This window comes from Polaribacter sp. 20A6, assembly GCF_011378915.1.
In the GTDB taxonomy this organism is placed as follows: Bacteria; Bacteroidota; Bacteroidia; order Flavobacteriales; family Flavobacteriaceae; genus Polaribacter; species Polaribacter sejongensis.
Genome location: NZ_WTPZ01000008.1, coordinates 65,790 through 87,524, shown reverse-complemented (window position 1 = coordinate 87,524; position 21,735 = coordinate 65,790). Strand labels below are relative to the sequence as shown.

General features: G+C 31.3%; 18 protein-coding genes. 8 read left to right on the top strand and 10 right to left on the bottom strand.

What is annotated here, in order from left to right; genetic code table 11:
• The first annotated feature begins 16 nt into the window (after positions 1 to 16).
• The 4 genes from GQS57_RS16260 (at position 17) to GQS57_RS16245 (ending at position 6,723) form a co-directional block, all read left to right on the top strand.
• Positions 17 to 3,277 carry a SusC/RagA family TonB-linked outer membrane protein gene (locus GQS57_RS16260; protein WP_240915508.1) on the top strand — a complete coding sequence of 1,087 codons (3,261 nt, stop codon included), beginning with the start codon at positions 17 to 19 and terminating at the stop codon, positions 3,275 to 3,277.
• A 4-nt stretch (positions 3,278 to 3,281) separates the two neighbouring features.
• Complete coding sequence (locus tag GQS57_RS16255; RefSeq protein ID WP_165733914.1) at positions 3,282 to 4,730, top strand: SusD/RagB family nutrient-binding outer membrane lipoprotein; 1,449 nt, start codon at positions 3,282 to 3,284, stop codon at positions 4,728 to 4,730.
• A gap of 108 nt (positions 4,731 to 4,838) precedes the next feature.
• The gene (locus GQS57_RS16250) at positions 4,839 to 5,750 is read left to right on the top strand and encodes a nucleoside hydrolase (protein WP_165733913.1); all 912 of its coding nucleotides are present in this window, start codon (positions 4,839 to 4,841) and stop codon (positions 5,748 to 5,750) included.
• A gap of 1 nt (position 5,751) precedes the next feature.
• On the top strand, positions 5,752 to 6,723 hold the full coding sequence (locus tag GQS57_RS16245; RefSeq protein WP_165733912.1) for a phosphotransferase: 972 nt from the start codon (positions 5,752 to 5,754) through the stop codon (positions 6,721 to 6,723).
• On the opposite strand, the gene arfB is transcribed toward GQS57_RS16245, so the two are convergent.
• From arfB to GQS57_RS16220, 5 genes are all read right to left on the bottom strand, one after another.
• The gene (gene arfB / locus GQS57_RS16240; RefSeq protein WP_165733911.1) at positions 6,720 to 7,124 is read right to left on the bottom strand and encodes an alternative ribosome rescue aminoacyl-tRNA hydrolase ArfB; all 405 of its coding nucleotides are present in this window, start codon (positions 7,122 to 7,124) and stop codon (positions 6,720 to 6,722) included. The two genes, GQS57_RS16245 and arfB, sit on opposite strands and share 4 nt — an antisense overlap.
• Positions 7,125 to 7,187: 63 nt before the next feature.
• On the bottom strand, positions 7,188 to 7,868 hold the full coding sequence (locus GQS57_RS16235; protein ID WP_165733910.1) for an AAA family ATPase: 681 nt from the start codon (positions 7,866 to 7,868) through the stop codon (positions 7,188 to 7,190).
• Complete coding sequence (gene pnuC, locus GQS57_RS16230; RefSeq protein WP_165733909.1) at positions 7,829 to 8,461, bottom strand: nicotinamide riboside transporter PnuC; 633 nt, start codon at positions 8,459 to 8,461, stop codon at positions 7,829 to 7,831. Before pnuC ends, GQS57_RS16235 begins: the two co-directional genes overlap by 40 nt.
• 394 nt (positions 8,462 to 8,855) lie before the next feature.
• Entirely contained in the window at positions 8,856 to 9,578 is a 723-nt protein-coding gene (locus GQS57_RS16225) for a geranylgeranylglyceryl/heptaprenylglyceryl phosphate synthase (protein ID WP_165733908.1), read from the bottom strand.
• Positions 9,579 to 9,653: 75 nt separating this feature from the next.
• Complete coding sequence (locus tag GQS57_RS16220; protein ID WP_165733907.1) at positions 9,654 to 10,529, bottom strand: helix-turn-helix domain-containing protein; 876 nt, start codon at positions 10,527 to 10,529, stop codon at positions 9,654 to 9,656.
• A gap of 94 nt (positions 10,530 to 10,623) precedes the next feature.
• On the opposite strand from GQS57_RS16220, the gene GQS57_RS16215 reads away from it, so the two are divergent.
• Positions 10,624 to 10,974, top strand: coding sequence for a DUF983 domain-containing protein (locus GQS57_RS16215; protein ID WP_165733906.1), 351 nt, complete (start codon positions 10,624 to 10,626; stop codon positions 10,972 to 10,974).
• 68 nt (positions 10,975 to 11,042) lie between these two features.
• Here GQS57_RS16215 and GQS57_RS16210 read toward each other — a convergent pair whose 3' ends face one another.
• Positions 11,043 to 11,669, bottom strand: coding sequence for a 4'-phosphopantetheinyl transferase superfamily protein (locus GQS57_RS16210; RefSeq protein ID WP_165733905.1), 627 nt, complete (start codon positions 11,667 to 11,669; stop codon positions 11,043 to 11,045).
• A 62-nt stretch (positions 11,670 to 11,731) separates the two neighbouring features.
• Between GQS57_RS16210 and ahcY the strand changes: the two genes are divergently transcribed.
• The 3 genes from ahcY to GQS57_RS16195 all read left to right on the top strand — a co-directional run bounded on the left by ahcY (position 11,732) and on the right by GQS57_RS16195 (position 15,343).
• Positions 11,732 to 13,045 carry an adenosylhomocysteinase gene (gene ahcY, locus GQS57_RS16205; RefSeq protein WP_165733904.1) on the top strand — a complete coding sequence of 438 codons (1,314 nt, stop codon included), beginning with the start codon at positions 11,732 to 11,734 and terminating at the stop codon, positions 13,043 to 13,045.
• A 527-nt stretch (positions 13,046 to 13,572) separates the two neighbouring features.
• Positions 13,573 to 14,379, top strand: coding sequence for a DNA/RNA non-specific endonuclease (locus tag GQS57_RS16200; RefSeq protein WP_165733903.1), 807 nt, complete (start codon positions 13,573 to 13,575; stop codon positions 14,377 to 14,379).
• 121 nt (positions 14,380 to 14,500) lie between these two features.
• Entirely contained in the window at positions 14,501 to 15,343 is an 843-nt protein-coding gene (locus GQS57_RS16195; protein WP_240915507.1) for a DMT family transporter, read from the top strand.
• 4 nt (positions 15,344 to 15,347) lie between these two features.
• Here the strand turns inward: GQS57_RS16195 and GQS57_RS16190 are convergent, their stop codons facing one another.
• The 4 genes from GQS57_RS16190 to GQS57_RS16175 form a co-directional block, all read right to left on the bottom strand.
• The gene (locus GQS57_RS16190) at positions 15,348 to 16,883 is read right to left on the bottom strand and encodes a YifB family Mg chelatase-like AAA ATPase (protein WP_165733902.1); all 1,536 of its coding nucleotides are present in this window, start codon (positions 16,881 to 16,883) and stop codon (positions 15,348 to 15,350) included.
• 30 nt (positions 16,884 to 16,913) lie between these two features.
• Positions 16,914 to 17,297 (bottom strand): hypothetical protein, encoded by a 384-nt coding sequence (locus GQS57_RS16185; RefSeq protein ID WP_165733901.1) that lies wholly within the window; start codon positions 17,295 to 17,297, stop codon positions 16,914 to 16,916.
• A gap of 103 nt (positions 17,298 to 17,400) precedes the next feature.
• Positions 17,401 to 19,980, bottom strand: a complete 2,580-nt coding sequence (locus GQS57_RS16180) for a phosphoenolpyruvate carboxylase (protein WP_165733900.1) — start codon at positions 19,978 to 19,980, stop codon at positions 17,401 to 17,403.
• Between the two features lie 366 nt (positions 19,981 to 20,346).
• Complete coding sequence (locus GQS57_RS16175) at positions 20,347 to 21,729, bottom strand: TlpA disulfide reductase family protein (protein ID WP_165733899.1); 1,383 nt, start codon at positions 21,727 to 21,729, stop codon at positions 20,347 to 20,349.
• Between the last annotated feature and the right edge of the window lie 6 nt (positions 21,730 to 21,735).

The following is a 21,735-nucleotide window of genomic DNA, read 5'->3' as shown; positions in this document are numbered from 1 at the left end:
ATTTTAACTCAAACTAATGAAGAATTTATTTTTCGGGTTACTTGCGCTATTTACTATTAGCCTAAGTGCTCAAGAAGATCTTGTCGTCTACGTTATAGATTATGAGACCAAAGCACCAATTAAAAATATAACTGTTACGCTTGTGAATGATCAGCAAGGTTACGAAGCAAAAAAGACCACAAACGAAGTAGGTAAAGCCTTTTTTAATTCCATTGCCGCTGCAAACGGTTACCAAGTTATTTTTGATGGAAATAAAACATACGGAACCACTATTTCCGATAGGGTAGATGTGCGTTCTAATGAAGAATCGGTGGTTAAATTGTTATTATTTCCGGCTTCATTTCAGCAAGAAATATTAAACGAAGTTGTTGTTACTGCTTTAGGAATTAAAAGAGAGAAACAATCTTTAGTATCTTCCGTAACCACTATAAAGCCTGCGGCTCTTACAGAAGTTACGCTTACGAACGTGGTAAATAGCCTTGCAGGACAAGTTGCTGGTGTAAAAGTTACCAATGGTTCTTCTGGTGTAGGATCTTCTTCTCGTATTGTAATTCGTGGAGAGAATTCTTTAAGCAGCTCCAATCAACCTTTATTTGTTGTTGATGGTGTGCCTATTAGTAATGAGCAAATTACAAGCGATTTAGTAAACGACGGTTCGTTACAAGAAGTAGATTATGGTAATGGAGCGTCTGAAATTAGTCCAGATGATATTGCTTCTATCTCTATTTTAAAAGGAGCTGGTTCTGCGGCTTTATATGGAGCAAGAGCTGCTAACGGAGTGGTATTAATCACTACTAAAAGAGGTAAAAAGAAAAAAGGTTTAGGTGTTAGTATTAATAGCTCTTTAACCATAGAAACTTTATTAACCTTACCAGATTATCAGAATGTATATGGTGGTGGTTCTAATGGTCAGTATTCATTTCAAAATGGTGCTGGTGCTGGTGTTAACGATGGTGGTTTAAGTAGTTATGGTCCACTTTTAGACCAAGGTTTGTTAATTAACCAATTTGATAGTCCATCTTTAGATATTAACGGAAATACAGTTCGTGCTGGAGACGTTATTGCAAGAACACTAGCAGACGGAACTTTAACGCCTATTACACCAACTGCTTGGGTTTCTAACCCTAATAATGTACGTGATTTTTTTAAAACCGGAATTACGAAGCAAAACAATATTGCTATTAGCTCTTCTGGAGATAAAGGAAGTAGTAGATTTTCGTATAGTAATTTAATAAACGAAGGAATTGTACCAAATACCGATTTAAAAAGAGATGGTATTTCTATAAGTTTAAACCAAGAACTGCACAAAAAATTACATGTAAATGCTTTTGTTAATTATATTAATACAAGAAGTGGAAACCGTCCTAATTTAGGATACGGATATGAAAATCCTCTTTATGGTTTTAATTGGACAGGTAGACAAGCAAATATTAATTCTTTTAGAAATTATTGGCAAGCAGGGCAAGAAGGTTCTCAGCATTTTGATATTAACTACAACTGGTTAACAAACCCTTATTTAACTGTTTTTGAAAACACCAACAGTTTTAATAAAAACAGATTTTTAGGAAACGCTGCTGCCGTTTACAATATTACAGACAAATTAACTGCAACTATACGTACTGGTTTAGATACTTATAATGATAAGCGAGAATTTAGACGTGCTGTAAGTACCAATGCAAATCTAGAAGGTTCTTATAGAGAAGATAATGTGTTTTTTAAAGAATTAAACACAGATGTATTAATCTCTTATGATGATGTAATTAATGAAAATTGGAAATACAATGTAAGTGCAGGTGCTAACCGTTTTGATCAAGAAATTGAATACAGTTATACTTTAGCACCTCAACTAGCTATTCCAGATATCTTTACACTTGCAAACTCCAAAGCTGCTTTGGTTGCAGAAAGTAATACGTTTACTAAAAGAATAAATAGTGTATATGCTACTAGTAATGTAAACTATAAAGATGCTCTTTATTTTGATGTTTCTTATAGAAATGATTGGAGTAGTACTTTACCTGCCAATAACAATTCTTTTGGATATTATTCTGCAGGCGTAAGTGCTGTAATTAGTAAATTAGTGACATTACCAGAAGCAATCTCTTTCTTAAAATTTCGTTTTAGTGGTGCAAGTGTTGGTAATGATACAGATCCTTATCAAAACAATCAGAACTTTTTATTAAATCAAAATTACGGAACCAATTTTCGTGTAACCAATGAGAATGTACTAAAGAATTCCAATTTAAAACCAGAAAGATTAAATGCTTTAGAAACGGGTATTGAGGCTTGGTTTTTTAAGAATCGTTTACAAGTAGATGTTTCTGCTTATCAAAATACGAGTGTAGACCAAATTATATCTAGTCCTATTTCTCAAGCAAGTGGTTTCGGTAATTTTAATATAAACGGTGGAGAAGTTCGTACGAGAGGTTTAGAAATTTTATTGAGTAGTATTCTAATTAAAAATAAAGATTTTAAATGGGAAAGTTCTGTAAATTTTTCTATTTCTAGAAGTATTGTTACAGAATTACCAGAAGGAGTAGATCAATTTGTAACAGGTTCTGCAGACGTGTTTTCTGGTTCTGGTGGTTCTAATAGTGTTTTTTATATTGCACAAGAAGGTGGTAGAGTTGGAGATATGTTTGGTACTGGTTTTGTAGAAATCGATGGAAAAATTCTTCATAATGCTAATGGTTTACCTGTACAAGACCCTAATTTACGCTTATTAGGAAATTATAATCCAGATTTTCAAATAGGTTTTAACAACAACTTCACCTATAAAAATATAAACCTATCCTTTTTATTCGACTGGAGACAAGGTGGAACAATCGTTTCAAGAACTAAAACTTTAGGAAGTACTTCTGGTGTATTAAAAGAAACTTTAATAGGCAGAGAAACAGGTATTGTAGGTAATGGTGTGGTTAATATAGGTACAGATGCAGCTCCACAGTATGTTGCAAACACTACTAATGTTTCTGCACAAACATACAATAATAGCTTTTTTGATCGTGGTAATGAAGCAAGTGCATTATATGATGCTTCTTATTTAAAATTAAGACAACTAAGTATCTATTATAAGTTTAATAAAGACTTAGTCAATAGAATTGGTTTCCAAAAAATAAAAATTGGGTTAACAGGTAGTAATTTATTCTTATTTACAGAAAACCCTCACTTTGATCCTGAGCTAAATGCTTTACAAGGACAAAGTGTAACACAGGGTGTTGAAGATTTCTCATACCCATCTACAAGAAGTTTCGGAATTAGTATTAAAACTGAATTTTAAGAAAATGAAAAATTATAAAAATATATTTTTAGCAATCTTCGTTTTTAGTACATTTTTTACTGCGTGTACTAACGGTTTCGAAGAAATTAATACAAATAATAATAATCCAGAATCTGTTGCTCCGCAATTTTTATTAACCAATATTCTTTCGGTTTCTTCAGATTTAAATGCCTACAATCAAGGTTTTAGACAAGCCAATTATTTAGCCCAGTTTTCGGCTAGTATTGAGTTTGAACGTATTGATCGTTATGAAATGGGATCTAATAGTGAGTATTGGAATGCTATTTTTGGTTTGCTTACTGACATAGAATCGATACAAAATTCAGAAACCACAAACAGTGCTTATAATGCGGTTGGTGATATTATGAAAAGTTATTTATTCTCTCAACTTACCGATTTATGGAATGATGTTCCGTATTCTGAAGCTTTAGGAGCTGTTGATGGAGTTTTTTCTCCTAAATACGATACGCAAGAAAGTATTTATACAGATCCTGAAACGGGTATTTTGACGACTTTAAAAAATGCTGCAGCAACATTAGAAAACAACAATGCTATTATTGAAGGTGATGTTTTATTTAATGGAGATTTAAGTAAATGGATAAAATTTTCCAACTCTTTACAAGTCCGTTATTTAATGCGTATTAGTAAGCGTTTAAGTGATTTTTCAGACTTACAAGCTTTGGCAGATTCCGGTAACATCATGCAATCTAACAACGATAATGCGGTTCTTCCTTATTTAAGTACATCACCAAATCAGTTTCCTTTATTTAATGCTGCTTCTGGTATTAATAATGAACATACTATGACGATTACTGTAGAAGAAATTTTAAAATCTTGGAATGATCCTAGAATGGCAGTTCTATACAAACCTACAAATGCAACTGCTAATACAACCGCAGAATTTCATGGTTTATTAAACGGACAATCGAATAATAGTATTGCCGCTAGTGGTGTAGACTTAAATAATATTTCTTTATTCGGAAGTATTTTTAGAGATACTCCTAACGGCGTAGATGCACAATACATGCAATATTCCGAAACTCAATTTGCTTTGGCAGAAGCTGTTGTAAAAGGTTTTATTTCTGGTGATGCAAATATGTATTACCAAAACGGAATTGCCGCTAGTTTTGCTTATTATAACACAGAAATTCCTGCAGATTATTTTACAAGAACTGCTATTGCTTTAGACGGAAGTGAAGATGATATCACAAAAATTATGACTCAAAAATGGTTGAGTTTAATTTCTGTAGGTCATGAAGCTTGGTTTAATGTTCGCAGAACAGGAATTCCTAATCTAGTAGCTGGTCCAGATAATTTTAATCAAGATCGTTACCCAGTTCGTTATCTGTATCCAGAGTCTGAACAAGCTTCTAATAACGCTAATTATAAAGAAGCTGCAGAAAGGATTGGTGGAGACAATATTAATAGTAAAGGTTGGTGGGAAAAAGATTAATTTTTTAATCTTTAAATTAGAAATAAAGAAAGGTAAACCCATAATTTATACTTTAAAAATGTGGGTTTACAATCGAAATATAAAACATCTTATATAATGACAAATTACATGAAAACGATATACACATTTATATTATTCTTGCTGGTTTCTGCCTTTGCAGAAGCACAACAAAAACCGATACATTTAATTATAGATGCAGACACCGCAAATGAAGTAGATGATATTTTTGCGCTAGTACGTGCTATAGATGAACCAGCTTTTAATCTTTTAGGAATTACTTCTGCACAGTTTCATACATCTCCACAAGCAACTGATAATACGGTTGGTGAAAGTCAGGTTATTAATGAGCAAATCATTAAAGTGATGAACCGCCCAAAGATTAAATTGCCTTTAGGTAGTAATGTTCCGTTAGCATCTATGACAACTCCTTCTCCTTCGGAAGCTTCTAAATTTATTATTGAAAAAGTACACGAAATGAAAGGTAACGAAAAATTAGATTTGGTTATTTTGGGTTCTTGTACCAATGTTGCTTCGGCAATTTTAGAAGATCCTTCTATCATTTCTAAAATCCGAGTAAATTATCTGGGTTTTTGGCATACGGTAAAAACGAATACATATAATAAAAAAGAGTTCAATTCTGGTAATGATCCACTTGCAGTGGATGTACTTTTAAACACGTTAGATTTAGAGTTTAATGTAATGACGGCAACAACTTCTCAGCATTTAGTTTTTAAAAAGAAAACGATAGATAAGCAGTTAAAAGGAAAAGGCGGCATTAAAGATATCTTAGTAAATCGTTGGGATACATATAATCGTTGGTGGACAAAAAAAGACCCTAAAAAGAAAAAATGGGTAATGTGGGATGTTGCTCTTATTGAGGCTTTAATAAACCCTGAATTTGCAACAATAACGCCTTTACAAACGCCAAAAGAAAACACAAAAAGAACTATTGGTGTGTACACAGATTTAGATAAAAAAGCAATGGAAAAGGCTTTTTGGAACCACCTTAATAAATTGTAATATGAAATATATCGATATAAATTCATCGTTTAAAATAATTAAAGAATTATTATTAGAAATCAATTTTTTAAAGGAGTCTGAAGAAATTTTATTCATAGAAAAACCAGGAGAAGGAAATATGAATGTGGTGTTGCGTGTAAAAACCAATCAGCGTTCTTTTATTGTAAAACAATCGCGTCCTTTTGTACAGAAATATCAAGATATTCCTGCACCAGAAGATAGAATTGATGTAGAATATCAGTTTTATAAAGCCATTGAAAGTCCTGCTGTAACTTCTCATATTCCTGAAGTTCTTGCTTATGATGCAAAAAATTATGTATTAATTTTAGAAGATTTAGGGAATTGCGAGGACATGAGTCTTGTGTATAAAAATCGTGCTATTGAAACGGAATCAATTCAACTTTTGGTAGATACTCTTTCTAATATTCATAAAAGTGATGTTTCTAATACGTACCCAGAAAACAAAGAATTACGAGCTTTAAATCATCAACATATATTTGTTTTACCTTTTGCTACGGATAATGGATTTTCTTTAGATACGATTCAAGATGGATTAGAAAAAGTTTCTCAAACTTATAAAAATGATGAAAAATTAAAAGAGCAAATCACTTTAGTTGGAGAACGTTATTTATCCGAAGGAACAACTCTTTTACATGGAGATTATTATCCTGGTAGTTGGATGACTAAAGAAGATGAGGTATTTGTAATTGACCCAGAATTTAGTTTTAAAGGTTTTCCAGAATTCGATTTGGGGGTTATGGCTGCACATATGGTGATGGCAACCGGAAATAAACTACTAATTTCCAATGTTAAAAAAGCGTATACATTAAAGTTAGATGAACGTCTTTTTTTACAAATAACAGGAATTGAAATTATGAGGAGGTTAATTGGTTTAGCCCAACTTCCGTTGGATAGAACCTTAGATGAAAAGAAAGAATTACTTGAAATAGCGAGATTATTAATTGTTGATTAATCTAATCCTGGTTTTTTTCTCAATGCTTTTTTTACAGAAGTTCTCTTTTTCTTTTCTGCATTTTTTCGAACAGAAGATTTACTTGGTTTTGTAGGTCTTCTTTTTTTCGGACGAATTAAGTTGACACGTAATAATTCTAAAAAACGTTTGATAGCTAAATCTTTATTTCTGTGCTGAGAACGAGATTCTTCACAAAATAAGATGAGGTTATTTTCTTTTGTTAATTTAGAAGAAAGTTTGGTTTTTAAAAGTTCTTTTTCGTTATCAGAAAGAGAAAGTGAGTTTTCTAAATCGAAAGTTAATTCAATTTTAGAAGATGTTTTATTTACATGTTGGCCACCAGCTCCAGAGCTTCTAATGGCTTTAAAATTAAGTTCTTTTAGTATGTTTTCTTTGTTCATGTTCTAAAAATAGATGTTAGAATATAGATAAAATAAAATAGACGAGCTCCTTTGGGCTATTCTCTAACTTCTTTTTTCTGTTTTTTTATACTCAAAAGGAGAGCCAAAATCATTTGTGTTTTGATGCATAAAATGCATGTCTACATCTTGTAAAGAGTCAGAGAAAGAATGCAAATCATTTTTACTAGCAATTATTTTGTCTATAACTTCTGTTGCATTCCTTAAGCGCGTTTCTTTATCGCCTTTTAATAAAATATAAGGTCTGTTATTGTCTATTAAGGACTTTTCAAATGCATTAAACATTTCTAAACGTAATTCTGGTCTGTCTCTTAAATCATCCTCTTCCCATGGCGTATCAATGTACGTTAATAAATACAAATCGTATTGATTTTCGCTTGCAGCTTCGTTTAATCTTTCATCAACAAAACCACCATAAAACTCTTCTGAGTATACTTTTGTTTCTAGTAAATCGGTATCGCAAATTAAAATTTTATCAGCTTTTTTTGCTAAAGAATTTTCTAATTTCATTTGTCCGATGGCAATAGGAAGTAAATCTTCTTTTTCGCACGTTTTACGCTCGTTGTTCCATTTTTCTTGTAAATATTCACGTGCAAATTCTGGTGCCCAAACCGTATGGTAATAACGTGCTAAATGACGAGAAAGTGTAGTTTTTCCTGAAGATTCTGGTCCAAATAAAACTACTTTTACAATGTTAATTGGGTCTTGTTTAAGTTCTTTTTCCATGCTAAATAACCAGATATTGCTATAAAAGTAAATATTAAATATTGAAAACTCGTAAAAGTAAACCCTTTATAAAAATACAAAGGAGCAGAAATAATGTCTCCAATAATCCAATAAATCCAGTTTTCTATTTTTCGTTTTGCCATTAACCACATTCCTACAAAGAAAATAGCTGTTGTAACGGTGTCTACATAGGCAGTCCAACTTGTCCATTTGTCAAAATAGCTGTAAACGCCATACACAAAAATAAGTGTTGCTATAAAGATGAGAATACTTTGTTTTTTTTCTTTGAAAGTTGTGGTAGAAATAGGTGTTTCATTTTCTCCATCACTTTTATACGTCCAAATATACCAGCCATAAATACTCATAATAAAGTAGTATGCGTTTATCATCATATCACCTAAAAGTTCCCATTTATAAAGTAGGTATACAAAAATAAGTGTGCTAATCATTCCAGTTGGAAAGACCCATATTTTATTTTTTTTAGAGTACCAAACCGATAAAAAACCGAATATTATAGCAACAACCTCTAAAGTAATATCTATAGTAGAATAGGTTTTGTATTGTCCGAAAAGGAAATCGATAATTTCTGACATTTAGTTTTATTTGATGTTGTAAATGTAATCTTTTCAGTTTTTATTAGTAAAGGCAAAAGTAGAATTCATTTAAAACTACTTTCATTTCTACCTTTTGGGAGGAAATCTTAGGAAATTTGGTAATTGTTATGTTATCACTGTTATGGGATTTCTCAATACTTCGAAATGACAATTGTTGAGGTTTCTTTTTACGTTCAGTTTTTACTACACCTAGTTTTGTCATTTCGACCTTTTGGGAGAAATCACATAAAGCTTGGTTGTTATTATGTTATCACTGTTATGAGATTTCTCAATACTTCGAAATGACAAGTTTGTGGTTCAGTGTTGTGGGATCACTGTTATGGGATTTCTCCTTGCGTCGAAAAGACAAACTGCGAGAAAAAATTATAGCGTATTATTTTTTAAGTTGATTAAAAAACGCTTCATCATTTTCAAAAGCAGTACCAATAACCACTAAATCTGCGCCAGCATTAAAAGCGGTTTCTAATTGTTTTTTAGAACGAATTCCGCCACCAACAATTAAAGGAATCGATAAATTATTTTTCACAAGAGTGATAATATTTGCGTCCACAGGCACTGTGGCTCCGGAACCGGCTTCTAGATAAATTAGTTTTTTACCAGAAAATTCGCCAGCAAAAGCGGTGTTTAAAATGAGCTCGGTGTTTTCTTGAGCAATAGGTTTTGTGTTGCTTACTTTTTGGGTAGCAGTATCTTTCTTGCCATCAATTAAGATATATCCTGTAGAAATAATCTCTAAAGAAGAATCCTTCAAAAAAGGAACACTTTTTATTTGCTGTTCAATTAAATACTCTGGGTTTCTGCCAGAAAGTAGACTTAAAAATAAAATTCCATCTGCTTTTTGAGAGATTTGTTTTACATCACCAGGAAAAAGAATAACAGGTAAATGCGTTGTTTTTTTAATTGCTGCAACAACTGTATCCGTTACGTTGTCTTTATCTGTACTACCACCAACAAAAATATGAGTTGTTATAGATTGATGTACTTTTTCAAAAAAAGAAGCGATGTTTTTTAGATCAATCTTTTCTGGATCGATTAAAACAGCTAATAATTTTTTGCGTTCTTTTTTTGCTGATAAAATGTTCTTATAAATATTCACAACTGCGAAAATAAGAAATTACAAGCAGATTAATATTAAAGTGATCTGTTTTTACAAGTAGTACTAATGGCTTATTTAGAAAGTATATTTTTTTCTAAAATCCATAGGAGTAAAGCCTGTTTTAGATTTAAAGAATCGAGAAAAATAGGCATAATCAGAAAATTGAAGTGTCTCTGCAATAGCAGCTAAATTATTTTCAGAATGAATAATTAATCTTTTCGACTCTAAGATAATTCTTTCAGAAATTAATTGACTTGTAGTTTTGTTCAGTGCTTTTTTAACAACTCTGTTAAGGTGTTTGGTGGTGATGTTTAATTGATTGGAATAAAATTTAGGTAATTTCTCTTTATAAAAATGTTGATGTATTAAGTTTTCTAGATTTTCAAGTATCATAGAATAACTAGTAGAAACGAGTTTTTCTAAATTAACATCTGCAGTATAAGCCCTTGTTAAATCTATATAAATACTATTAATAAGATTTATTATTTTTAATTCTCTCAACAAGTTTTGTTGTTGATATTCTGCATACACTTCTTCAAATTTTAGTTTTAATACATCTATTTTTAATGGAGACAATTCTAAGAAAGGCGGATTCTGATTCGAATAATAAAAAGGAAAGGAGTGAAGGGTATGATCTAAAAACTTTATTTCGTAAAACTCTTGAGAGTGAAAAAAGATAAAACCTTCTGGTTTAGTATCAAACTGCCAAGAATGAGTTTGGCCTGGTTTTAAAAAGAAAACCTTGCCTGGGTTTACTTGGTAAGAATTAAAATCAATTTCATGCTTACCAAATCCTTCTGTAAAAAGAACACATAAATAAAAATTATGACTGTGAGGTTTGTCAATTAACTTCTTATTCAACTCAATATGATTTGAGAACGAATTTATATATAAATCCTTTAACGATTCGGATTCTTGAAATTGATCAATTTTTAAAACAGGTATTTTCATAATAATGTCCTAAAAGTACAAAAAATAGTGATTATACTATATGGTAAATGCAGATTTATCTACTTAATTTTGTTACATTATTAAATTAGAAAGTATGGCAAATGTAATTGATATGTTAAAATGTAAATGTCCTAATTGTAAAAAAGGGAAAATGTATAGTGAATTAGGGAATCTTCTTCTGCTTAGATCTCCTAAAATGTATACAACTTGTAGTGAGTGTCATTTTAAATTCGAGAAAGAACCAGGTTTCTTTTTTGGAGCTATGTTTGTAACTTATGCACTTATATCAGCAGAAATGATAGCGGGTATGGTTTTATTTAAGTTTATATTAGGTTTCTCTTATATAACTGTTGCGCTTTTAGCAATTACAACGATTGTATTATTAAGTACCTTTAATCTAAGAATTTCTAGGTCTATCTGGATTTATATGTTTTATAGTGATTAATAAAAAATTGATTCTGAAAAGATATCTAAAAAAAAGTTTAATTTTAGTAATGGTACAATTTTAATTTTTTAGTGTGCAAACACGCACGTAAAACCTTCAAATTCTAAAAATTCTATAGTATAAGAAGTTTCTTCTCCGTCATATCTAATTTCACCAGTTGTCTTTTCATCAGAAAAATTAAAATCATCAATATAAATATTTTCTAAAAATCGAAGTTTTTTCTTTCCATAGATTTTATACAAACTCTCTTTTCCTCCCCAAACAATGGTTAGTTTACTAATTAAAGCATCATGATTTGCAATGGTTTTATATTCTTCTACAGGTGTAAATTTATGGGCTATTTTTAAAATTTTATCACGCTGTTTTTCTATATCTATTCCCACTTCAGACTCATAAGAAAAAATAATACCCGTAAATCCAAAAGAATGTGTAATAGAAATAAAACGTCCATTAGTTAAGTTAGGCTTGCCGTGTTCGTCATAAATTAAATCAGCATCAGTTAAACCAACTTCTTTTAAGAGGTGTCTAATACTTAGAAAACCTTTCTGATGGATATCAGATTTCATAGAGGCTAATCTAGCTTCATTGCTTTCTGTTAAAGAGATTCCTTGTTTTAACTCGGCAATAGTTTCCTCAATTTTCCATATGAAAACTTTAGTTGTGTTGCTGATAGTTAATGTTTTGTAAAGAGCCATAATTTTTAAAATGGATGTTGTAACTTTGCAGTTCGTAAAATTAGAATATAAATATACATAATATGAGCACAAAAATAGCTTACGTACCAAACAAAGTTAAAGATATTTCTCTAGCAGCTTGGGGAAGAAAAGAAATTTTATTGGCAGAGGCAGAAATGCCAGGTTTAATGTCTTTAAGAGAAGAATACAAAAACGAGCAACCTTTAAAAGGAGCTAGAATTGCAGGTTGTTTACACATGACAATTCAAACAGCAGTTTTAATAGAAACTTTACAAGCTTTAGGTGCAGAAGTAACTTGGAGTTCTTGTAATATTTTTTCTACACAAGACCAAGCAGCAGCAGCAATTGCAGAAGCAGGTACAGCAGTTTATGCTTGGAAAGGTTTAACTGAAGAAGAATTTGACTGGTGTATAGAACAAACTTTATTTTTTGGTGAAGATAGAAAACCATTAAACATGATTTTAGATGATGGTGGAGATTTAACAAACATGGTTTTGGATCGTTACCCAGAATTAGCTGCAGGAATCAATGGTTTATCAGAAGAAACTACAACGGGAGTTCACAGATTGTACGAAAGAGTAAAAGCAGGAACTTTACCAATGCCAGCAATTAACGTAAACGATTCTGTTACAAAATCTAAATTCGATAACAAATATGGTTGTAAAGAATCTGCAGTAGATGCAATTCGTAGAGCAACAGATATTATGTTAGCAGGTAAAAGAGTAACTGTTTGTGGTTATGGAGATGTAGGTAAAGGTACAGCGGCTTCATTTAAAGGAGCAGGTTCTATTGTAACGGTTACAGAAATCGATCCTATTTGTGCTTTACAAGCTGCAATGGATGGTTTTGAAGTTAAAAAATTAGAAACTGTTGTTGGTAATTCTGATATCGTTATTACAACTACAGGAAACAAAGATATTATTCAAGGTCGTCATTTCGAAGCAATGAAAGACAAGGTTATTGTATGTAACATTGGGCACTTTGATAATGAAATTGACATGGCTTGGTTAAACAAAAACCATGGTAATACAAAAGATACTATCAAACCTCAGGTTGATAAATATAACATCAACGGAAACGACATTATTTTATTAGCAGAAGGGCGTTTAGTAAACTTAGGTTGTGCTACAGGTCACCCAAGTTTTGTAATGTCTAACTCATTTACAAACCAAACTTTAGCGCAAATCGAATTATGGAAAAACGCTGATGCTTACGGAAATGATGTATACATGTTACCAAAACATTTAGATGAAAAAGTAGCAAAATTACACCTTGCAAAAATAGGAGTAGAGCTTACTGAATTACGAGAAGAGCAAGCATCTTATATTGGTGTAACTGTAGATGGTCCTTATAAGCCAGAACACTATAGATACTAATAATTAGTAACTAAAAAGTAAAACTGTCATTTCTAAATGAGCCTTTTTGGCGATTGAGAAATCTCATATAAACACAAAACCCTTTCATTAACTTGAGAGGGTTTTTCTTTTTTCTGTCATTCCGAAATGAGCCTTTTTAGCTCTCTCGACTTCGCCCGAGATAAACTAATGAGGAATCTCATAACAATTATGCTTTTTTGGGCGTTTTAACAGGCTTTCATTACTCGCTTTTTTACCTCTGTTCTCGATACAAATTTTTCATTCTTCAAAATTCACTCGAACTGACAGTAAAAAAGAGCTCAAACATAGAGCCTGCCTTGAGCGTAGTCGAAAGGTTCAATCCTTAATGCGGACTTTTAGTATTAAAAAAAGAAGACTATTTTAAAGAACAGTTCTTAGTAATACTATTGTTATTTTCTCTTTCTGTCATTCCGAAATGAGCCTTTTTAGGCGATTGAGGAATCTCATATAAAGTCCTAATCCTTTTTTCTCATTCTTTCATACCTTTACAACTTAAAACAATCACCTTGAAGAAAAAACAATTCCTATCCATAATAGCCATTCTCATTTTAGTAGCTGTTTTAGGTTCTGAAGAGCTTTTAGATGCCAGAAAAGAAAATACTATAAAAGAAAACGGTAAAACGCCAAAAGCATCAACAAACCAATATTTCTTACCAACAAGCACAACAAATCAAGTTGTACATCACGAGAATTATTCATTATCGTATAGCGAAAAATACGAACAAGCAGAATGGGTTGCGTATGAGTTAAAAGCATCCGATTTAAGCACTACAAATTACAAAAGACCCTATTTTGAAATTGACAATGCCGTAAAAACTAAAGCTGCACATTGGCGTAATTATAAAAAATCTGGTTACGACAAAGGGCATTTATGTCCGGCAGCAGACAGACGTTTTACCAAAGCAGCGCACGATGAAACTTTTTTAACTAGTAATATAAGTCCTCAGGAACACAAATTTAACGCAGGCGTTTGGAATCGTTTAGAACAGAAAGTACGTTATTGGGCAAAGAAAAATGATGGTGTTTTTGTAATTACAGGAGGTGTTTTAGAAAACAATTTAAAAACGATTGGAAGTGAATCTGTTGCTGTACCAAATCAGTTTTATAAAGTAATTTTAGACAAAACAAACGGAAAAATTAAAATGTTGGCTTTTTTAATGCCTCATAAAGAATCGAAATTGCCTTTGTATAAATTTGTAGTTTCGGTTGATGAAATAGAAGCGTTAACTGGTATTGATTTCTTTGCGGAATTAGATGACACTATGGAAGAAAAATTAGAAAGTTCTAGCAGTTATAAAAGTTGGAGTTTTTAATAGAAAAAGTAATCAAAATCTTTCAGACTTTAAAGCAAGGTTCTTAGCAATCAAAGGTGGTTTTCCTTATTTTAATCTTATTTTTGTGCCCTTATAATCTAAACAGTAGAAGTACTTCTTTATGAAAAGCTCAAAGGCAATTTTTTATATGATTTTTAGTGTCATTGCATTTTCACTAATGAATACAGTTGTAAAATACTTAAATGATTTTAGTGCCTATCAAATTGTGTTTTTTAGATCTATTGGTACGTTGTTTTTTACGGTGCCATTAATTTTAAAAGCTAAGATTCCTATTCTGGGTAACAATAAAAAACTGTTGTTTATTAGAGGGCTTGCAGGAGTAATTTCCTTAACAACTTTTTTTCAGGCTTTAAATTATTTAGCAATTGGTACGGCGGTTTCATTAAGATATACTTCTCCCATTTTTGCGGCAATTCTGGCACTTATTTTCTTAAAAGAAAAAATAAAACCAGTTCAATGGTTTTTATTTTTATTATCATTTGCAGGAGTATTAATTATTAAAGGATTTGGAGTAGATGTAAATTCTATAGGAATACTATTTGTTCTTTTATCCGCAATTTCTTTAGGTGTCATTTTTGTGGTAATTCGTAAAATAGGAGACACGGAAAACCCATTAGTAATTATCAATTACTTTATGGTAATGGCTTTTGTTTTTGGAGGTATTATGTCTATCAATAATTGGAAAAACCCTACTTCATTAGAATGGTTACTGTTATTAAGTTTAGGTGTTTTTGGCTATGTTGGCCAGATATATATGACCAAAGCATTGCAATCTCACGAAACAAATGTAATTGCTCCTTTAAAATATTTAGAAGTCGTTTTTATGATTGCTATAGGAGCTTTCTGGTTTGGAGAAATCTATAATTTATGGACAATATTAGGAGTCTTTTTAATTATGTTTGGGTTGATATATAATATCTATTTAAAGAGGAAAAGAAGTTAATATTTTATCCCAACCAACCATCTCTGTCTAAACTTCTATATTGTATGGCCTCAGCAATATGATCTGGAGAAATATCTTTAGAAGCTGCTAAATCAGATATTGTTCTAGACACTTTTAAAATTCGGTCATACGCTCTCGCGGAAAGGTTTAGTTTTTCCATAGCTGTTTTAAGCAACGTCAAACTTTCTTCGGATAATTTACAAAATTCACGAATCTGTTTTACGCTCATTTGCGCGTTATAGTGTACGTTTTCAAAATCTGTAAAACGCTCAGATTGAATTTCTCTAGATGCGGTAACGCGTTTTCTAATTTCTACGGATGATTCTCCTTTCCGTTCTTCAGACAGTTTTGCAAAAGGAACAGGTGTTACTTCTATATGGATATCTATTCTGTCTAATAAAGGTCCGGATATTTTGCTGAGATAACGTTGCATTTCTTGTGGAGAAGAGGTCATCGGGCTGTTTGGGTCATTAAAAAAACCACTCGGACTCGGATTCATACTCGCAACCAGCATAAAACTACTAGGGTAGGTAACAGTGAATTTTGCACGAGAAATAGTGACTTCTCTGTCTTCTAGGGGTTGACGCATAACTTCCAACACATCTCTTTTAAATTCTGGTAATTCATCTAAAAATAAAACGCCGTTATGAGACAATGAAATTTCTCCTGGACGAGGGTATTGTCCGCCGCCGACTAAAGCGACGTTCGAAATCGTATGATGTGGGCTTCTAAAAGGACGTTGGTATAGCAAACCTTCCTTTTTAATTTTACCTACCACAGAATGAATTTTTGTAGTCTCTAATGCTTCATGTAACGTCATTGGTGGTAAAATAGACGGCAATCGTTTTGCTAACATGGTTTTTCCTGATCCTGGAGGACCAATTAAAATAATATTATGTCCGCCTGCAGCAGCAATTTCCATGCAACGTTTAATCGATTCTTGTCCTTTTACATCAGAAAAATCAAATTCAGGAAAATCGATGTTTTTATAAAACTCTGCTCTTGTATCAACAATGGTAGGTTCAATTTTTTGATCATCATTAAAATGATTGATAACCTCTAAAATATTTTCTACCCCTAAAACTTTTAAATCATCTACAATGGCGGCTTCTTTCGCATTTTCCTTCGGAAGAATTAAATACTTATAACCTTCTTCTCTTGCTTTTATGGCAATAGGTAAAGCACCTCGTATGGGTTGTAAACTTCCGTCTAAAGAAAGTTCTCCCATAATAATGTATTCATCAATATGATCAGATTTTATTTGACTAGAAGCTGCTAAAATTCCAACAGCTAAAGTTAAATCATAAGAAGCGCCTTCTTTTCTGATATCGGCAGGCGCCATGTTAATGATAATTTTCTTTCCTGGAAGTTTGTAGTTATTGTTGTTGAGTGCAGCAGAAATTCGATACGAACTTTCACGAACGGCATTATCTGGTAAACCTACCAAATGATAGCCAATACCTTTATCAATATTTACTTCTACGGTAATTGTGGTTGCCTCAATACCGAAGACGGCAGAGCCATAGACTTTTACAAGCATTCTTTTTCTTTTTTCTAAAGATAAAGAAAATTAATTAAGGTTTGGTTGCTTAAAATTAATAGGATCCCATCTTGTAGGGTCGTGTTTTTGTAAAAAGCCTTTTAATAAGTTTTCATCTCTATAACTTTTATAATCGTCATAGATAAATTTGGTGGCTTTTGTAGTAAGGTTTTCAGTAGAAATTAAAAATTGGTTATCATCAATTTCTTCAAAAGAAACCGTTGAAAATTTATACTGTTTTTTAAAATTTAAGTCCTTGTTTATGGAAGAGTAAGAAGGAGTATCATCAGCTGTAAGCTGAAAAGAAGAGGTGTAAATACTAACTGGAATAAAATTATTGTTCGTAGTTTGTTGTTGTGAAAAACAAAAACTACCAACAAATAAAGTTAAAAGTAAGAAATTGTATTTTTTCATAGTACGTAATTTTACTTTATAAAAATACTACTTTAATATCACAAAAAAAAATGCACTCATAAGTTGAGTGCATTTTAAATATAAATTATTTTTTGATACTATTTTAAGCAGAGTTTCTACTTGCATTAATATTTCCAAATAAAGAACGCATTACCATTTTTTCATATACTTCAATTTCTTCTGCGCTTCCGCCAGTTTTTTGAAGTTCTTGAATTTTCTTTAAAGCAAATTGTTGAATTGTTAATAAAGGTAATACAATTTGTTCTCTAATTTCTATAGATGCTTTTCCTACAGGGAAATTTTCCATTAATTCAGATTCTCCGGTAAGCTTTAAAAGTAGTCTTTTAGTGGTTTCGTACTCTGTAAATATTAGAGTCCAAAATTCACCAAACTCTTCATCATCTGCCATATAAGAAGTTAAACCAAAGAAAGATTTGGTTAGACTCATCATACTGTTTTCTAATAAAGTTCTAAAGAAATCTGAAGCGTGATAAAACTCTTTTACTTCTTCAAATCTACCAGCATCTTCGTATTTTTTAAGTGCAGTACCAACTCCAAAGAAACCTGGTACGTTTTGCTTTAACTGACTCCAGCTACCAACAAAAGGAATGGCTCTTAATGCAGAAAAGTCTAACTTGTCAGATCCTCCACGTTTACTTGGTCTACTTCCAATATTAGTTTTTGCATAGTATTTTAACGTACTCATTTTTTCTAAATACGGTAAAAATTTATCGTGATTTTTAAAGTCTACATACGTTTGATAACTTGTGGCAGCCATGTCGTTTATTAATTCTCTATGGCTATCATTTAATTGATCTTTGGTAAAAACATCATTTTTAATACCAGAACTTAATAATTGTTCTAGATTGTATTGAGATGAGTTTAAGGTACCAAAGTTAGAACTAATCGTTTGTCCTTGTATGGTTAATTGTATTTCTTTATCCTCTATTGTTGGGCCTAAAGAAGCATAAAACTGGTGCGTTTTTCCTCCTCCACGTGCTGGTGGTCCACCACGTCCGTCAAAGAAAATTACTTCAATATCAAATTCTCTAGAGATTCTTGTTAAAGCTTCTTTTGCTTTAAAAATACCCCAGTTAGCCATTAAGTAACCACCATCTTTTGTACCATCAGAAAAACCTAACATAATAGTTTGTTTGTTTTTTCTTTTTGCAACATGGTGTCTATAAACTTTATTGGTGTATAAAGTTCTCATTACTTCTTCTGCATTTTCTAAATCATCTACCGTTTCAAAAAGCGGAATTACATCTACTGGTAATTCGTTTTCAAAACCACATAAGTTTAGCATTGCAAAAGTTTGCATTACGTGTAAAGCACTTTGGTTGTTACTAATAATGTAACGGTTTGCTCCACGTTCTCCGTTTCTTTGTTGAATTTCTTTTAAAGCATAAATAGACTCTATGGTTTTAACAGAAGTTTCGTCTGTTAAAATACTTGGGTCAATACTTCCTTTTACAACAGATAAAACTTCAACTTGTTCTTCTTCTGAAAGTCTTAAATAGTTTTCTGGGAATGTGGTATCTCCTGTTTTAAGTAAATCTTCTACAATTTGTGTAAATGCTTGGTGATGCACTCTACTGTCTTGTCTAATATCTAAAGTTGCAAAGTGGAAACCGAAAATTCTAACTTTATTGATAACGTCATTCAATTCTTCTACAAATAAAGATTGATGATCATTTACAATAATTTCTCTTGCAGCATATAGTTCTTCTAATAAGATTTTTTGAGAAAAATTAACTTTTGTATAACTTCTTACAACATGCTTATAAAGTCTCTTTTCTAGCTTTGCAAAAATTTCCTGAACACCATCAAACGTATAACGTCTTTTTAAACGTCTTATGTCTCTATAGTAATTTCTTAAAATTGTTTGACGTAGTCTTTCTGCAACATCTAAAGTTATTTTAGTAGTTACAAATGGATTTCCATCTCTATCTCCACCTGGCCAAAAACCAAGTTCAATAATTTCATTTTCTATCGGTTCACCATCATAAATATGATGTTGGATGTAGTTGTAGATCTTAGGAACAGAGTGATAAAAAACATGCTCTAAATACCAAATTAAACTTACGGCTTCATCAAAAGGAGAAGGCTTTTCTTTTTTATAGAAAGGCGTTTTCCCTAATTGAGCTAATAATTTTCTAATTAGTAATAAATCATCATTTTGAATCGCTTTGTCTAAATCTGTAATGATACCTAAAACAGACCCTGGGTAAAATTGTGTTGGGTGTGCTGTTAATACAATACGTACTTTAAAGTCTTCTAAATGCTTTTTTAATTCGTCTTTTTTATTACTTAATAGCGCTAGCTCTTTAGAGTTTCTTAGGGTACCAAAACCATCCATATTATTTACAATAGGATATGCAGCATCTTCTACAGCATCAAATAAAACTACTTGACGTTCTATAAATTGAATAAAACGAAAAAGTAAATCTGATTTTTCTTTTTCTGAAGGTTCGTCTTGGTATTTATCAAAAAAGTGCTCTACAATTTCTGTAGGATTTTTTTCTAATTTAAAACCTTTGTTACAAACTTTATGTAAAAGAGGTAATAAAACCCCAGTATCGTCTATGGTGTCAAAAGGTAGCGTTGAAAAAATACTGTTGTAAATCTGATATTTAGACAGTACGTTTTCATTAAATCTATCTAGCTTAGGTAAATTGTTCATTTTCTTATGATTTTACGGGATTAAAATTACGAAAAAGGGAAATGATTAAACCTACTTTTTAATGAATAATCATGTTTTTATTTGCGAAAACGATATAAATTACATTCCTTTTTCGTGAATTCATTATTTTCTGTAACTTATTGGATAATTTTGTTTTTATAAGATTAAAAATAGTTTGCATAAATCTTTATGCTCGTAAGTTTTCTATAAAAGAAGTTGTCTAAAAAGTATTTTTGTCAATCTGAATTAATTTCAAATTCTTATGAAGGTTGAATTTCAGTAAGAAGAGATCTTGAAACCAGATCAGTATCAAAACATTTAGTCCTTTTTAGACAATTTCTTAAGTTTTTTTAAGAATCTTAAGGCTTATAATTCAAAAGACTGCAGTGTTTCAACTAATTTTTCATCAGACGGTCTTGGAGCATTCGCATTCACAATATTTCCCTGTGGGTCTATTAATATAAAACGAGGAATTCCTTTTATCATATATTCTTCAACAAATTTAGATTCCCAATTATTGTCAGCAAATAATTGTATTCCTTTTAATTCTTTATCTACAATCATTTTTTTCCATTTTTCATGGTCTTTCGTTTTATCGATAGAAATACTTATAAATTCAATGTTTTTACCATGATACTCTTTTTCTAATTTCTTTAAAGAAGGAATCTCAGCAATACAAGGTCCGCACCAGGTAGCCCAAATATCTAAATACAAATATTTTCCTTTTAAGTCGTCTAAAGATGTGGTTCCACCTGCGTTATTTTCATAATCTACAAATTTTGGAGAAATACTTCCTTTAGCCAAAGCCTTCAATTTATTGTAGGCAGTTGTAATTGTTTTGTTGTTTTCTTCGTCAGTAGAATTGTTCGCAAAAAGGGTGTAAAACTCATCTAAATTGTCTGTGTAGGTTATTCCGTATTTAGCGGTGTCAAATAATAATTTATTTTTTATTTGATTGCTTTCAACTTTTGCTGTCAATGTTAAATAGGCAATGTCATTGGCTATGGAATCTTTTTCAGCTAATTCTGTTGCGTTGATTGCTATTGAGTTACTTACAATATTTCTATATCCTTCAGAGAATAGAAAATCATTTTCATTTTCTAAATCGATATTTTTTAATTCATCTAAGAAATTTTCTGAAGTTTTAAAACTTCTATCTTTAGAATAATATCCATGATAAGGAGCGTAATTGTTTAAAATAGACAAATAGTTGTAATGGATGTTTTTAAGTTCGTTTTGTTTAAAGTCTTCCGGAATATCAGATGCTTTAGATAAAAGCCCTTCTTCTGCAGTTTTTATTTTTAATATGTGTGTTTTAAAATCTGCTTCATCTTTTAAAAACATTTCTTTTTGATCTCCAGTTGCAGTTTTTGTAACTAATACTTTATCAGATAGGTATTTGTTAATAGCGCTATAGCTACCGGTTAACTGTAAAGTAGAATCTTTTTTTGTTGCATCATATTCAATTTTTAGATTGCTTCCTTTTGGAAGATACAATTCAGTAGAATTTTTACCTTGACGCAGTGCGTACAAATCTGTGGTTATTTTTAAAGTATCTCTAAAGGTACCATCCTCTGCAATGGTTATATCAGCAATTTTATTCTTTGTAAATTGGTTATATATTATTGCTGTTTTAGAATCTGTATTTTCAATTTTACCAGAAATAATAGCGTAATCTATATTTTTTTCGATTTCTGGTTTACAAGATAGTATTGTTGTAAAAGCAATTAATAGTAGTAGTTTTTTCATAATTCT

Coding starts and splice junctions, on each gene's coding strand:
- GQS57_RS16260 (WP_240915508.1), top strand. CDS start 17: ATGAAGAATTTATTTTTCGGGTTACTTGCGCTATTTACTATTAGCCTA.
- GQS57_RS16255 (WP_165733914.1), top strand. CDS start 3,282: ATGAAAAATTATAAAAATATATTTTTAGCAATCTTCGTTTTTAGTACA.
- GQS57_RS16250 (WP_165733913.1), top strand. CDS start 4,839: ATGAAAACGATATACACATTTATATTATTCTTGCTGGTTTCTGCCTTT.
- GQS57_RS16245 (WP_165733912.1), top strand. CDS start 5,752: ATGAAATATATCGATATAAATTCATCGTTTAAAATAATTAAAGAATTA.
- arfB (WP_165733911.1), bottom strand. CDS start 7,124: ATGAACAAAGAAAACATACTAAAAGAACTTAATTTTAAAGCCATTAGA.
- GQS57_RS16235 (WP_165733910.1), bottom strand. CDS start 7,868: ATGGAAAAAGAACTTAAACAAGACCCAATTAACATTGTAAAAGTAGTT.
- pnuC (WP_165733909.1), bottom strand. CDS start 8,461: ATGTCAGAAATTATCGATTTCCTTTTCGGACAATACAAAACCTATTCT.
- GQS57_RS16220 (WP_165733907.1), bottom strand. CDS start 10,529: ATGAAAATACCTGTTTTAAAAATTGATCAATTTCAAGAATCCGAATCG.
- GQS57_RS16215 (WP_165733906.1), top strand. CDS start 10,624: ATGGCAAATGTAATTGATATGTTAAAATGTAAATGTCCTAATTGTAAA.
- GQS57_RS16210 (WP_165733905.1), bottom strand. CDS start 11,669: ATGGCTCTTTACAAAACATTAACTATCAGCAACACAACTAAAGTTTTC.
- ahcY (WP_165733904.1), top strand. CDS start 11,732: ATGAGCACAAAAATAGCTTACGTACCAAACAAAGTTAAAGATATTTCT.
- GQS57_RS16195 (WP_240915507.1), top strand. CDS start 14,501: ATGAAAAGCTCAAAGGCAATTTTTTATATGATTTTTAGTGTCATTGCA.
- GQS57_RS16190 (WP_165733902.1), bottom strand. CDS start 16,883: ATGCTTGTAAAAGTCTATGGCTCTGCCGTCTTCGGTATTGAGGCAACC.
- GQS57_RS16185 (WP_165733901.1), bottom strand. CDS start 17,297: ATGAAAAAATACAATTTCTTACTTTTAACTTTATTTGTTGGTAGTTTT.
- GQS57_RS16180 (WP_165733900.1), bottom strand. CDS start 19,980: ATGAACAATTTACCTAAGCTAGATAGATTTAATGAAAACGTACTGTCT.
- GQS57_RS16175 (WP_165733899.1), bottom strand. CDS start 21,729: ATGAAAAAACTACTACTATTAATTGCTTTTACAACAATACTATCTTGT.